Genomic DNA, 13995 nt, shown 5'->3' on the forward strand with positions numbered 1-13995 from the left:
GTTCCGCGGGCGGGGCGTTCTCGTTCGCGGAGGGGCGCTGGAGGGCCGGGCCGGCGGCGGCAGATCTTGAATCGGAGGGGCCCTCCGTTAAATGCCCACATGGTCGTTGACGGATGCTGCGGCGCGGGATATCCAACCGCTTGGTCGGATAAACCATCAGACGACAGGACTTTCCTTGGGACGAAAACGGGCCGTCGCGGACGGCGCCCTTCTGGACGCGGCCGAGGCGGTCGTCCGGCGCGACGGCGCGGCGCGCCTGACGCTCGACGCCGTGGCCGCGGAGGCGGGGATCTCGAAGTCGAGCGTGCTCTACGCCGTGGGCTCCAAGCGGGGCCTGATCCGCGCGATCATCGAGCGGCGTATAGACGACTGGCGCTGCGGCTGCGCGGGACGGGAGGCGGAGCTGGCCGACCGCCCCAACCGCACGGTGGAGGCGGTGCTGGAGATGATCGCCGAGCCGATCCCGCAGGCCGACCGCTCGGTCGCGGTGTCCCTGGCGGCGGCGGTGTTCGCGGACGAGGCGCTGCGCGAGCCGATCCGCAAGGACATCGCCGACCGTTTCGCGCGGGCCGAGCGCGACGCCCCCGCCCCCACCGGGGCGCTGTGCGCGCTCTTGGCCATCGAGGGTCTGCTGTCGCTCGAGCGGCTGGACCTTCACCAGTTCGAGCCGGCGCGTCGCGACCGGCTCCTGTCCGCGATCGCCTGGATCGCGCAGACTGAACCCGGCGAGGGGCGCGTCGCCCCCCCCGCCGCCACGGACGAAGACGACGGCGGCGCGCCGTCGGGGGGGGCCTGCGCCCTGCCCGGCTGCCGCGGCCAGGGCTGAGGAGCCTTGCGATGATCGAACTTTCCCGACGCGGCGCGGCCGCGCCCGCGGCGCCTCGCCGCCTCCGCCGGGGCGGCGCGCCCCGGACCCTCGCCGCGCTCCTCTCCACCGCGCTGCTGCTGGGCGCGCCGGGCGGCGCGCTGGCGCAGGGCGCGGGGGGCCAGGCGCCGCCGCCGCAGGCCGTCTCGATCGTCACCGCCACGCCCGAGGCGATCCCGGTGGTCAACGAGCTGCCGGGCCGCATCGCCGCCACCCGCATCGCCGAGGTGCGCCCGCGCGTGTCGGGCATCATCGAGGAGCGGGTGTTCACCCAGGGCGCGCTGGTCGAGGCGGACGACGTGCTCTACCGGATCGATTCCGCGCCCTTCAAGGTGCAGGTCGACCGCGCCAAGGCCGCCGTCGCCCAGGCCGAGGCCGCGCGCAAGCGCGCCGAGCAGGCCGCCGCCCGGCAAGAGGAGCTGCGCGACCGCCGGGTCGTCTCGGCCCAGCAGTTCGACGACGCGGCCGCCGAGCTCGCCCAGTCCACCGCCGCCGTGGCCCAGGCCGAGGCGGAGCTGCGCGCGGCCGAGCTGAACCTGCATTACTCCGAGGTGCGCGCCCCGATCTCCGGCCGCATCGGCCGGGCGCGGATCACCGAGGGCGCGCTGGTCTCGGCCCAGGGGGACAACCTGGCGACGATCCAGCAGCTCGACCCGGTCTACGCCGACTTCACCCAGTCGGCGACCGAGCTGCTGGCCCTGCGCAAGGCGTTCAAGGCGGGGGCGCTGACGCGCTCGGCCTCGGGCGACGTGGCGGTGAGGCTGATGTTCGACGACGGCGCCCCCTACGCCGAGGAGGGGCGGCTGCTGTTCTCGGAGTCCACCGTGGACGAGACGACCGGCCAGGTGACCCTGCGCGCCGAGTTCCCCAATCCCGACGACGACCTGCTGCCGGGCATGTACGTGCGCGTGCAGATCGAGCAGGGCGTGGAGCCTGACGCGCTGGCGGTGCCGGTGCAGGCGATCCAGCGGGGCTCGGACGGCCAGGCGATCCTCTACATCGTGGGCGAGGGCGACAAGATCGAGGCGCGCCCGGTGGTCACCAACCGCATCGTCGACGACCGCTGGGTGATCGAGAGCGGCCTGAACCCCGGCGACCGCGTGGTGGTCGAGGGCTTCCAGAAGATCCGCCCCGGCGCCCCGGTGACCCCGCAGCCCTGGGCCAAGGCCAAGGCGCCCGAGGCCGCGGCCGCGGCCGCGGACGGCGCGGCGCCGGCCGACGGCGCCAAGCCCGCCGACGCACCCGCCGAGGCCCCCGCCGACGCCCCGGCCGGCTCCCCGTCGGACAAGGCCGCGGCCCCGGCGGACAAGGGCTGAGGGAGGACCGATGCCCAGCTTCTTCATCGACCGGCCGATCTTCGCCTGGGTCGTCGCGATCTTCATCATGATCGGCGGCGCCCTGGCGATCCCGCAGCTTCCCATCGCGCAGTATCCCAACGTCGCCCCGCCCAGCGTGCAGATCCGCGCGGTCTACCCGGGCGCGGCGCCCGAGGACCTCTACCAGACCGTCACCCGGCCCATCGAGGACGAGCTGAACGGCATCGAGGGGCTGCTCTATTTCGAATCCACCTCCGAGGCCTCGGGCTCGGTCCAGATCACGGCGACCTTCCAGCCCGGCACCTCGCTCGACCAGGCGCAGGTGGACGTGCAGAACCGCATCCGGCGCGTGGAATCCCGCCTGCCGGAGACGGTGACGCGGCTGGGCATCGACGTCGAGACCTCGGCCTCGGGCTTCCTGATGGTGGTCTCGCTGACCTCGACCGACGGCTCGGTGTCGCCGGTGGGGCTGGGCGACTACCTCAGCCGCAACGTGGCGGGCGAGATCCGGCGCATCGAAGGGGTCGGCGGCGCCACCGTCTTCTCGGCCGAGCGCGCCATGCGCATCTGGCTCGACCCCGACAAGATGCTGGGGCTGGGCCTGACCACCAACGACGTGCTGGCCGCGATCCGCGCGCAGAACGCGCAGGTGGCCGCGGGCAAGATCGGCGCGGCCCCCAACCCCGAGGACCAGTCGATCACCGCCTCGGTCGTGGTGCGCGGCCAGCTCGACAGCGTCGAGGCCTTCGAGCAGATCCTGCTGCGCGCCAACGCCGACGGCGCGGTGGTGCGCCTGAAGGACGTGGCGCGCGTCGAGATCGGGGCCGAGGACTACAACTTCTCCTCCCGCCTCAACGGGCAGTCGTCGGCCGCGCTGGGCGTGCAGCTCGCCCCCGCGGGCAACGCCATCGCCACCTCCGAGGCGGTGCGCGCGAAGATGGAGGAGCTGTCGCGCTACTTCCCAGAGGGGATCGAGTACTCGGTGCCCTACGACACCTCGCCCTTCGTGGCGCTGTCGATCGAGAAGGTGCTGCACACGCTGCTCGAGGCGGTGGGCCTGGTGTTCCTGGTGATGCTGCTGTTCCTGCAGAGCTTCCGCTACACCGTCATCCCCACCATCGTGGTCCCCGTGGCCCTGCTGGGCGCCTGCGCGGTGATGCTTCTGGCGGGCTTCTCGATCAACGTGCTGACCATGTTCGCCATGGTGCTGGCCATCGGCATCCTGGTCGACGACGCCATCGTGGTGGTCGAGAACGTCGAGCGCATCATGTCCGAGGAGGGGCTGCCCCCGCGCGAGGCGACCCGCAAGGCGATGGGCCAGATCTCGGGCGCCATCGTGGGCATCACGCTGGTGCTCTCGGCGGTGTTCATCCCCATGGCCTTCTTCCCGGGCGCGGTGGGCGTGATCTACCGGCAGTTCTCGCTGACCATGGTGGTCTCGATCCTGTTCTCGGGGTTCCTCGCGCTGTCGCTGACGCCGGCGCTGTGCGCGAGCTTCCTCAAGCCCGTCAAGGCCGGTCACCAGATGACCAAGAAGGGGCCGCTGGGCTGGTTCAACCGCGGCTTCGACCGCACCACCAACGGCTATTCGCGCCTCGCGCGGCTGGCGGCCCGGCGGGCGGGGATCATGATGGTCCTCTACCTCGGGCTGGTGGGCTTCCTGGGCTGGAGCTGGACCAACCTGCCCTCCTCGTTCCTTCCGAACGAGGACCAGGGCTTCCTGATCGTCGACATGCAGACCCCGCCCGAGGCGAGCGTCAACCGCACCCTGGACTTCGTGAAGACGGTCGAGGGCGTGGCGAGCTCGCAGGAGGGGGTGCAGGACATCGTGGCGATCCTGGGCTTCTCCTTCTCCGGCGGCGGGCAGAACGCGGCGCTGGCCTTCATCACCCTTAAGGACTGGTCCGAGCGCGGGCCCGACCAGTCGGCGCAGGCGATCGCGGGTCGGGTCACGGGGATGCTGTGGCCGCAGAAGGACGGCTTCGCCTTCGCCCTCTCGCCCCCGCCGATCCAGGGGCTGGGCACCAGCTCGGGCTTCGACTTCCGCCTGCAGGACCGCAACGGGGCGGGGATCGCGGCGCTCTACGAGGCGCGGGACCAGCTGATGGCGGCGGCCTCGCAGAGCGAGATCGTGACCGGGCTGCGCGTGTCGGGCCTGCCGGACGCGGCGCAGCTGCGGGTGACGCTGGACCGCGAGAAGGCGAACACCTTCGGCGTCGCCTTCTCCGACATCAACGCCACGCTGACCTCGTTCCTCGGCTCGGCCTACGCCAACGACTTCCCCAACTCCGGGCGCATGCAGCGGGTGGTGGTGATGGCCGAGGACGCGGCCCGCATGACCCCCGACGACGTGCTGTCGCTGAACGTGCGGAACTCGCTGGGGGGGATGGTGCCGCTGTCGGCCTTCGCGACGGTGGACTGGATCCGCGGGCCGCTGCAGATCGTGGGCTACAACGGCTATCCCTCGATCCGCATCTCGGGCTCGGCGGCGGAGGGCTTCTCCTCCGGCCAGGCCATCGACGAGATGGAGCGGCTGATGGGCGAGCTGCCGGCGGGCTTCGGCTACGAGTGGACCGGCCAGTCGCTGCAGGAGATCCAGTCGGGCAGCCAGGCGCCGTTCCTGATCGCGCTGTCGGGCGTGTTCGTGTTCCTGCTGCTGGCGGCCCTCTACGAAAGCTGGGCGATCCCGCTGTCGGTGATGCTCGTGGTGCCGCTGGGCGCGATCGGCGCGGTGCTGGGGGTGACCTGGCACGGCATGTCGAACGACGTCTACTTCAAGGTCGGCCTGATCGCGATCATGGGCCTGTCGGCGAAGAACGCGATCCTGATCGTGGAGTTCGCCAAGGACCTGCGCGACGAGGGGATGGACCTGCTGGAGGCCACCGTCGAGGCCGCCAAGCTGCGCTTCCGCCCGATCATCATGACCTCGCTCGCCTTCACCCTGGGCGTGACGCCGCTGGCGATCGCGACGGGGGCGTCCTCGGCCTCCCAGAACGCGATCGGCGTGGCGGTGCTGGGGGGCATGATCTCGGCCACCCTGCTGGCGGTGATCTTCGTGCCGGCCTTCTTCGCCTTCGTGATGAAGCGCATGGGACGCAAGCCGCCGCCGCCGAGGCCGGCGCCCCCCGCGGAGGAGGAGGGCAACCTCTTCACCGGCTGACGAACCGACGGCCGCCTCCCAGGGGGCGGCCGTTTCGCTTCGCGAGGGACGGAGGCGCCCTGCGGGCGGGCTTGGGCCTGTGGGGGCCGGCGCGCCCGGATTGCAGGGGCAGGGAGCCTCCGGCGGGCTCCTGACTCACCAAAGAACAGGGCCGCGCCTGTTCTCCGGAGCCGTCTCTCGCTGATGGATGCCTGAGCGAGTCGGGGGGAGGGGTCAAGGACAAGCCCCGCGCAGAGCGCGGGGTCGCTTCGCGATCCCTGACCCCTCCCCCCGACTCGCTCTTTCCGGCATCCGCGAGAGACGGCTCCGGAGAACAGGCGCTTCGCGGCCCCTGCGGGCGTCGCGACCCGGCGCCTGGAGGGGCCGACGGGGCGCGGTCAGTAGCCGGCGAGCTCCATCCAGCCCTCGCCGGAATGGGTGCCGCGGAAGACGATGGGCCCCTCCCACCAGGGCGGCTCGGCGGGGGTCCAGGCCTGGGGGTTGAGGGGGGTCGTGGTGACGTCGAGGGCCCGGGAGGGGATCTGCAGGCGCCAGGAGACGGGGATCTCGCGCCCGGCGACGGGGGCGGTCGCGACGGGGGTCATCGTGAACTGGGCGGGGGAGAGCGTCTCGACCGCGCCGTCGGGGGCGATCAGGGCGCAGCTCTGCAACGGGTCGCCGCCGTCGCGGCGCAGGCGCTGGACGGTCAGCTTCCCGCCCTCGGGCAGGTGCAGGGCGAACCCGTCCCAGCCGGACGCAGGCGCGCCGGGGGCGGGGCTCGACCATTCGCGCTCGAGCCAGGCGCGGCCGCTGACCGCGAGGCTCTCGCCGCCCATCTCGATGCGCCCGCTCGCCTCGAGGAAGGGCAGCGCGTAGCGCCGGGGCGCGGGGCCTGCGCCGCCGGGGCGCGCGGGCTCGGCCGCCTGCGGCGCGACGACCGGGCCGGCGGCGACGAGGCGCAGGTCGTAGGCGAAGCCGGGGCCGCGGGCGGTCAGGCGCAGGGGCGGGATCGGCGCGTCGGGGGCGGCGGGACCCACGCTCTGCAGCCGCCAGTCGTCGATCCAGGCCCGGAACGGAACGGCGGTCGCGCCCGCCCGCCCCACGCCGCCGCGGCCCGGCTTCTCGGCCGTCAGATGGGCGGCGGCGGAAGTCAGCGCGGCGCGCGCGATCCACAGCTGGGGGGCCGACCAGCCCTCGGCCGCCGGGTCGAGGGAGAGGGACTGGCGCACCAGCGACCACTGCACCCCGAAGGCGCGGCCGTCGGGCGCCTCGAGGTTCGCGGCCACGTGCCACCCCTCGAGGCGGTGGTCGGGATGGGCGCCGTGGTCGGCGGGGAAGGCGAGGGCCGCGTCGGGCAGGACCGCGGCGGGCGGGCGGTCGACCGGCGCGGGGGCCGGCGCCGGGGCCGCGTCGCCCCGCCCCGTCAGTCCGGAGAGGCCCGACGGGCCCTGCCCCTGCCCCGCGGCGCCGCCGGCGAGGCCGAGCGCGAGGACGGCGGCCAGAGCCGGGGCCGCGAGGCGGCGGAGGAGGCCGCGCAGGACGGCGGAGCGCTCAGCGTTCATCGGCGAAGACCTTGGCGAGGCGGGCGGGCGGGGTCCGCACCAGCCGCAGGAGCGGGATCGCCGCCGCGATCCCCGCGACGGCCACGGCCAGCAGCGCGAGCCGCGCCCACTGGCCGGGGAAGAGATGCAGCGGCAGGCGCCAGCCGAAGGCCTCGACGTTGACCACCGCGGTCAACGCCCAGGCCACCCCCACCCCCAGCGGCACCGCCAGCGCCGCGGTGAGGGCGGCGAGCGCCAGGATGCGGGAGAGCTCGATCCCCGCCAGGCGCCGCCGGCGCACGCCCATCGCCCACAGCGGCGCGACCTGCGGCAGGCGGGTCTCGGCGAGGGTGAGCAGCGCGGTCAGGAGCGCGATGGCGGCCACCCCCAGGGTCAGCGCGTTGAGGGCGGCGGTGACGGCGAAGGTCCGCTCGAACACCGCGCGGCTGAGCGCGCGGATGCGGCCCTGGTCCAGCGCCTCGGCCGCGCCGGCCCGGGGCGCGCGGGCGAGGTCGGAGAGCAGGCCGGGCACCGCCGCTGGGTCGAGGCGCAGGGCGAAGCGGCCCTGCTCGACCTCGGGCCAGCGGGCGACGAGGGCGGGGGCGGCGAGGCGCAGCTCCCCCTTCGCGTTGCCGTAGTCGGCGTAGACCCCCGCCACCGTCAGCGGCCAGGGGCCGGTGGGGGTGTCGAGCGCGAAGGACGCGCCGGGGGCGAGGTCGAAGCGGCGGGCGAACTGCTCGGAGACCAGCGTCGCCTCGCCGGCGGCGACCCGGTCCCAGGCGTCGGGCAGCGAGGCGAGCAAAGGCCAGGAGGCGCGCAGGCCCGGGTGGTCGGTCACGCCCGCGAGCTGCACGGGCCAGCCGTCGACCACGGTTTCGGCGCGCGGCTCGGGCAGCACGGCCTCGATCTCGGGGCGGGCGGAGAGCCAGGATTCGAGCCGGTCGGCGGCGCCGGGGTCGGCGCGCACGTAGGCCTCGGCCACCAGGCGCTGGTCGAGCCAGTCGAGGAAGGTCAGGCGGAAGCCGTCGACCATGGTCCCCACGCCGATGTTGGCCGAGAGCGCGAGGAGGAGGGAGGCGAGCGCCAGCGACAGGCCCGGGAGCTGCTGGCGCCCGTCCGCCGCCGCCCAGCGCCAGAGCGGCGCGGAGGAGAGGCGCGCGGCGCCGGCGAGCGCGAGGCCCAGCAGCGGCGGCAGGCCCAGCGCCGCGGCGCCCAGGATCGCGCCCAGCAGGGCGAAGCCGGCGACGAGCCCCGTGCCGAAAAGGCCCAGCGCCAGCGCCGCGAGGGCCAGCGCCGCGGCGGCCAGGGCCTGGCGGCGGGCGGCGCGGGCGTGGGCGGCGCGCCAGGCCTCGGGGCGGGCGCTCTCCAGGGGCGGGGTCCGCGCGGCGCGGAGGAGGGCGGGGCCGGCGGCGGCGGCGGCGCCCAGCAGGCTCATGCCCAGGCCCGCGGCCCACCAGGCGGGAGAGAGCGACAGCGCGCCCGGCACCCGCGCGCCGTAGAGGCCGCGCAGGCTCGCCGCCACGTCGGGCAGCAAGGCCGCGGCGACGAGGTAGCCCAGCGCCACGCCCGCGAGCCCCGCCAGCAGCGCCCCCGCCCCCAGCTCGATCGCCAGCGCCGCGCCCAGCGCCCGGGCCGAGAGGCCGCAGGCGCGCAGGGTGCGGAACAGGGGGCGGCGCTGCTCCACCGCCAGCCCCACCGCGCCGTGGACGATGAACAGGCCGACGATGAAGCTGAGCCCGCCGAAGGCGGTGAGGTTGAGGTGGAAGGACCCGGCGAGGCGGCCGGGGTCCACCCGCGGCTCGGGCGCCGTGCGCCGCCAGCCCTCGGGCGCGCCGGGGGGCGCGCGCTCGGGGTCGAGCAGGAGGCGGGAGAGGCGGCCCTCCATCCCCAGCAGCGCCTGGGCGTAGGCGATGTCGGCGAGGGCGACGCCGGGCGCGGGGGCGTCGGAGGCGACGAGCGGCGGCAGCGGGCCGCGCGGGGTGGCGGGGCGCTCGCCCTCCGCCCAGCCGTTGGCGCTCAGGGTCTGGGGGGAAAGCAGCAGGCGGCCGGGCGGCAGGATGAAGTCGGCGACGGCGCGGGAGGGGTCTGCGCCCGCCTCGGCGCCGGGGTCGGCGCCCGGTTCTGCGCCGGAGGCGAGGGCGAGGCCGGCGGCGGGGGGGAGTGTCGCGGGCTCGACCCCCAGAAGGCGCAGGCGGTCGGGGGCCTCGGGCGGGCCGGCCTCGATCCAGCCCTCGATGAGGGGGGAGACGGGCCAGCCGGCGCGGCGCAGCTCGGCGAAGGCGGCCTCGGGGATCGGGCCGCCGTCGAGGGGGACCAGCGCGGGGACCTGCGCGCCGGAGAAGGCGGAGGCCGCGCGGGCGTAGCTGTCGCGGGCCTGGGCGTTGAGGGCCTGGACGCCGGACCAGAGCGCCGTGGCGGCCGCGAGGCCCACCAGAAGCGCCAGGAGCTGGAGGGGGCGGCGGCGCCAGTGGCTGGTCAGGACGCGCAGCGTCCACAGGAGCGCCGCGAGGCGCAGGCCCCCGCCGTCGGGCGCCGAGGCGACGGGCGCGGCGCCCTGCCCTGCGGCGCCGGCGCTTGCAGCGGGGACGGTCACGGGGCCTCGGGCGGCGCGACGAGGCGGCCGGCCTGGAGGTGCAGGCGGTGCGAGAGGCGCGCGGCGAGGCGGGGGGAGTGGGTGACCATCATCAGCGCCCCGCCCGCCTCGGCCGTCAGCTCCAGCAGCAGGTCGAGGGCGGCGTCGGCGGCGGTCTCGTCGAGGGCGCCGGTGGGCTCGTCGGCGAGGATCAGCGCCGGGCGCGCGGCCAGCGCCCGGCCGATGGCCACCCGCTGCTGCTGGCCGCCGGAGAGCTGCTCGGGCCAGCGGGAGAGGAGGTCGGCGATGCCGAGGCGCTCGGCCAGCATGGCGGTCCAGTCGGGGTCCTCGCGCCGGGCGAGGCGGGCCTGGAAGGCGAGGTTGTCGGCGACCGAGAGGCTGGGGACCAGGTTGAACTGCTGGAAGACCAGGCCCACCCGGTCCCGGCGCAGCGCCGCCCGGCCCCCGTCGTCGAGGCCGGAGGCGGTGCGGCCGGCGACCCGGATCTCGCCCCCGTCGGGCGTGTCGAGCCCGCCGGCGAGGTGGAGGAGCGTGCTCTTGCCCGACCCGCTCTCGCCGGTCAGGGCCAGGCTCCCGCCCGCCGGGATCTTCAGCGAGACGCCGCGCAGCACCTCGAGCCGGCCCTGAGGGGTGGCGTAGCCCTTGCGGACCCCGGTCAGGGCGAGGGCGGGGGGCGGATCGGCGGGCGTGGTCATGGCGCGGACCCTGCGCCGGCGCCGCGCCGCGGGCAAGCCGGCGCGGTCGCGCAGGGCGGGGGGCGGCGCGTCAGCTGCGCGCCATGCCCAGCGCCTGGATGATGGCGACGCCGGCGGCGGCGGAGGCCGCGGTCAGGACCCCGCCCCAGATCGTGTCGAGGATCACGGTCTGCCAGCTCCAGCCCTTGAGGGTCGCCATGTTGACGAACTCGTAGGTGGCGTAGGCGAGCAGGCCCAGGATCGCGCCGTTGAGCGCGGCCGAGCGCCAACCTCCGCCCTCGGGCGCGAGCGCGGGCCAGCTCGCGAACCACAGGATGCCGGCGACGTAGCCGAGGTAGAACACCCCCGCGACGGCGAACTTGGGATCTTCGAGCATGATCGCGCCGTAGTGGCGGTCGAACAGGGGCTTCATCACGCGGGTGAGCATCAGCGCGTCGAGCGCGAGGAACACCGCGAAGGTGGCGAGGTAGAGCGCGCCGAGGGTCATCCGACCTTCCCCTGTTTGGATCGATGCAAGGGGATACGCGGGCGGGGGCGGATCGGATCAGTCGCAGCCCGGGTCGTGGCGCGGGTCCTGGCGCGGAGCGCGGGCGGCGGAGGCCCCGGGTCGGGCCCGGGGCGCCCTGCGCCGGCCGGCGGGGCGAGCGCCTGGGGCCCCGGCGCGCCGGGGGTCACTCGGCGGCGAAGAGGTTGCCCTGCGCGGGCGCGGGGCGGGACGGAAGCGCGGCGAGGGCGGGGCGCGCGGCCTCCGGCTCGGGCGGCACGGGGGCGCCCTGCCCCGCGGGCGTCGCGCGGCGGGCGACGAGGGCGAACATCGGCGGCGTGAAGTAGAAACTGACGACCGTGGACAGCAGCACGCCGCCGGCGATCGACATCGCGAAGGGGGGCCAGAAGCCGCCGCCGCCGAGGATCAGCGGCAGGAAGCCGCCGAAGGTGGTGACGGTGGTCGAGACGATGTGGCGCGACGCGCCCAGCACCACCTCGGCCATCGCGTCGCGGTCGCCGGCCGCGGCCCGCGGATCCTCCTGCAAGGCCGTGAGGATGATGATGCAGGCGTTCACCGAGACGCCGATCGAGCCGATCACGCCGACCACCGCGGTGATCCCGAACGGGTAGCCGCAGATCGCCAGCGACAGGATCGAGAGCCCGGCCGAGAGGACCATCACGACGGTCGCCACCGCGCCGAGGCGGAAGCTGTTGAAGGTCAGCACCACGGTGGCGATCGAGAGGGTCACGATCAGGCCCAGCGGCGCCATCAGGTTCTGGATCACCTCGTTGCGCGCGTCCGCGTCGCCGCCGACCTCGAGGCGCACGCCCTGGGGCGGCTCGAACCCCGCCTCGTCCAGCAGCCGCTGGGCCTGGGCGAGCGCGGCCTCGGGCAGGACGCCGTAGCGCACGAAGGCGGCGACCGTGTTCACCCGCTCCCCGTCGCGGCGCGAGATCGCGCTGTCGGAGGGGACCACGCGCATCTCGCCCAGGGTCGAGAGGGGGACGAGGCGGCCGTCGGGGGCCACGACCTCGAAGGTCTCGACGAAGGCGGCGTCGGCGCGGCGCGCGGCGCCGACGCGGACCCGGACGGGCAGCTCCTCGGAGCCCTCGACCAGGCTGCCGCCGACCACGCCCTCGAGCGCCGCGTCGAGCTGGCGGGCGACGGAGACGAGGTCGAGCCCGGCGAGGCGCGCCTTGTCCTCGTCCAGCGCGAAGTCGAGCTTCGGCGCGCCGCCCTCCATGGTGGTCTGGACGGAGGCGATGTCGGGGCTGCTCTCGATGATCCCGCGGATCGCGTCGCCGGTGGCGCGCAGCAGCGCGAGGTCGTCGCCGTGCAGGCGCAGCTCCACCGGGGCCTGCACCGGCGGGCCCTGCACCAGGTCGCGCACCAGGATGCGGGCGCCGGGGGCGACCGCGGGGAGGGTGCGTTGGAGGTGGGGGACGAGGCGCGCGGTGGCGGCGTTCGACTCGGTGGTGACCAGGGCGCGGGCGAAGCCGGGGACGCCCACCTTGTTCATGGTCATGTTGTAGTAGAAGGAGGGCGCGCTCTCCCCGATCACCCAGGCGACCTGGCGGATGCCGTCCTCGCTCGCCAGCGCCTGCGAGATCGCCTCGGACGTCGCCTCGGTGGCGGCGACGGCGGCGCCCGACGGCATCTCGACGTCGATGTAGAACTGGTCGCGGTCGACGCCGGGGAAGAACTGCGGGGTGAGGGAGGGGAAGGCGAGGAAGCCCATCACCGGCAGGACCAGCGCCCAGGCGACGGCGGGGACCGGGTTGCGGGTGGCGAGGCGCAGGGAGCCCGCGAAGAGCCGCCCGAAGGCCGCGCCCGAGATGCCGTTCGCCACGATCCCCCCGCCCTTCGAGGGGTCGGGCAGCAGCCAGCCCGAAAGGGCGGGCGTGACGGTCATGGCGATGACGAAGGACCACGCCAGCATCGCCACCACCGAGATCGCGACCGTGCCCACAAAGTCCCCCGCCGGGCCCGGCAGCAGGATCATCGGCATGAAGGTCAGCGCGGTGGTGACGGTGGAGGCGAGGAGCGGCGCGGCCAGCCGCCCGACCGCGTCGCCCACCGCCTCGACCCGCGGCATCCCGGCGGCGAGGCGGCGGCGGATCTCGTCGGTCATCACGATGGCGGCGTCCACCAGCAGGCCCAGCGCCACGATCATGCCGGTGACCGACATCTGGTGGATGGGGATGCCCATGAAGTTCAGCGTCGCCAGCGTCGCCAGCCCCACCAGCGGCAGCACCGCGGCCACCACCAGGGCGGCGCGGAAGCCGAGCGTCAGGAACAGCACCGCCACGACCAGGCCCACGCCCACGGCCATGTTCATCGCGACCTCGGAGAGGCGGTCGGCGGTGTAGCCGGACTGGTCGAAGATCAGCCGATGCTCCAGCCCGCCCGGCAGGCTCGCCTCGTAGTCGGCGAGCGCGGCCTTCACCGTACGGATCCAGGCGTCGACCTGGCGGCCCTCCTCCATCTTCGCGGCGACGAGCACGGCGGGACGGCCGTCGACGCGGGCCAGCGAGGGGGCGGGGACGCGCGCGGTCTTCTCGACCGTGGCGACGTCGCCGACGCGGACCGAGAAGCCCTCGGCGTTGGTGGCGAGCGGGATCTCGCGCACCCGGTCCAGCGAGCGGATCTCTCCCGACACCTCGATCAGCAGGTCGGTCGCCGCGCCGCGCAGTCGGCCGGCCGAGACCTTGGGATCGGCCTGGGAGATGGCGGCGGCGACCTGCGCGGCCGAGAGGCCCAGCGGCCCCAGCGCGTCGGGATCGACGGTGACCAGAACCTCCTCCTCCGGCATCCCGTAGGAGCTGACCAGCGACACGCCGGAGAGGGCGCGCAGGCGATCCTCCAGCATCTCGGCATGGCGGGCGAGGATGGCGGGGGGCACGTCCGCGTCGCGGGGCATCAGGGCCGAGATGGCCGAGAAGGCGCCGGTGCGGTCGTCGTCGAACTCGGGCTCGGGCACGCCCTCGGGCAGCTCGCGGGCCACGTCGCGCAGGGCCTGGCGGATGTCGGACCAGGCGATGTCGATGGCGGCGTCGTCGAGGAACTCGGAGAGCTCGACGTTCAGCACCGACATGCCGGTCGAGGAGGTGGAGGTGATGCGCTTGATCTCGGGAATCTCGCGCAGTTCGGCCTCGATCTTCTCGGTCACCAGCGCCTCGACCCGGGCGGGGTCGGCGCCGGGATAGGGGGTGAAGATGTTGGCGAAGAGGTTGGTGATCGTGGGGTCTTCCTGCCGGCCGATGGTCAGGAAGGCGGAGGCGCCGGCGGCGACCAGGACCAGGATCACCAGCGCGGTCAGGCGGGCCTGGCGGAAGAACAGCGTGCGCATGGCGGGCTCC

The 13995-nt window shown here is 75.0% G+C and carries 8 protein-coding genes; 3 read left to right on the forward strand and 5 right to left on the reverse strand.

Going from position 1 to position 13995, the window contains the following annotated elements:
• The first annotated feature begins 175 nt into the window (after positions 1 to 175).
• From P2H44_RS20140 to P2H44_RS20150, 3 genes are read left to right on the forward strand one after another with little or no spacing between them, the layout of a single operon-like run.
• Positions 176 to 826, forward strand: coding sequence for a TetR/AcrR family transcriptional regulator (locus tag P2H44_RS20140; RefSeq protein WP_275766443.1), 651 nt, complete (start codon positions 176 to 178; stop codon positions 824 to 826).
• An 11-nt stretch (positions 827 to 837) separates the two neighbouring features.
• Positions 838 to 2181 (forward strand): efflux RND transporter periplasmic adaptor subunit, encoded by a 1344-nt coding sequence (locus P2H44_RS20145; protein ID WP_275766445.1) that lies wholly within the window; start codon positions 838 to 840, stop codon positions 2179 to 2181.
• 10 nt (positions 2182 to 2191) lie between these two features.
• Positions 2192 to 5341 carry an efflux RND transporter permease subunit gene (locus P2H44_RS20150; protein WP_275766447.1) on the forward strand — a complete coding sequence of 1050 codons (3150 nt, stop codon included), beginning with the start codon at positions 2192 to 2194 and terminating at the stop codon, positions 5339 to 5341.
• A gap of 377 nt (positions 5342 to 5718) precedes the next feature.
• On the opposite strand, the gene P2H44_RS20155 is transcribed toward P2H44_RS20150, so the two are convergent.
• From P2H44_RS20155 to P2H44_RS20175, 5 genes are all read right to left on the reverse strand, one after another.
• Positions 5719 to 6882 carry a lipocalin-like domain-containing protein gene (locus P2H44_RS20155; protein WP_275766450.1) on the reverse strand — a complete coding sequence of 388 codons (1164 nt, stop codon included), beginning with the start codon at positions 6880 to 6882 and terminating at the stop codon, positions 5719 to 5721.
• A complete protein-coding gene (locus tag P2H44_RS20160; RefSeq protein WP_345799009.1) occupies positions 6872 to 9454 on the reverse strand; it encodes an FtsX-like permease family protein in 2583 nt (860 codons plus the stop codon). Before P2H44_RS20160 ends, P2H44_RS20155 begins: the two co-directional genes overlap by 11 nt.
• Positions 9451 to 10149 (reverse strand): ABC transporter ATP-binding protein, encoded by a 699-nt coding sequence (locus P2H44_RS20165; protein WP_275766452.1) that lies wholly within the window; start codon positions 10147 to 10149, stop codon positions 9451 to 9453. Before P2H44_RS20165 ends, P2H44_RS20160 begins: the two co-directional genes overlap by 4 nt.
• 70 nt (positions 10150 to 10219) lie before the next feature.
• On the reverse strand, positions 10220 to 10636 hold the full coding sequence (locus P2H44_RS20170; RefSeq protein WP_275766455.1) for a DUF2177 family protein: 417 nt from the start codon (positions 10634 to 10636) through the stop codon (positions 10220 to 10222).
• 184 nt (positions 10637 to 10820) lie between these two features.
• Positions 10821 to 13985, reverse strand: coding sequence for an efflux RND transporter permease subunit (locus P2H44_RS20175; RefSeq protein WP_275766457.1), 3165 nt, complete (start codon positions 13983 to 13985; stop codon positions 10821 to 10823).
• Positions 13986 to 13995 lie beyond the last annotated feature (10 nt).

This window comes from Albimonas marina, from assembly GCF_029223255.1.
Classification (GTDB): Bacteria; Pseudomonadota; Alphaproteobacteria; order Rhodobacterales; family Rhodobacteraceae; genus Albimonas.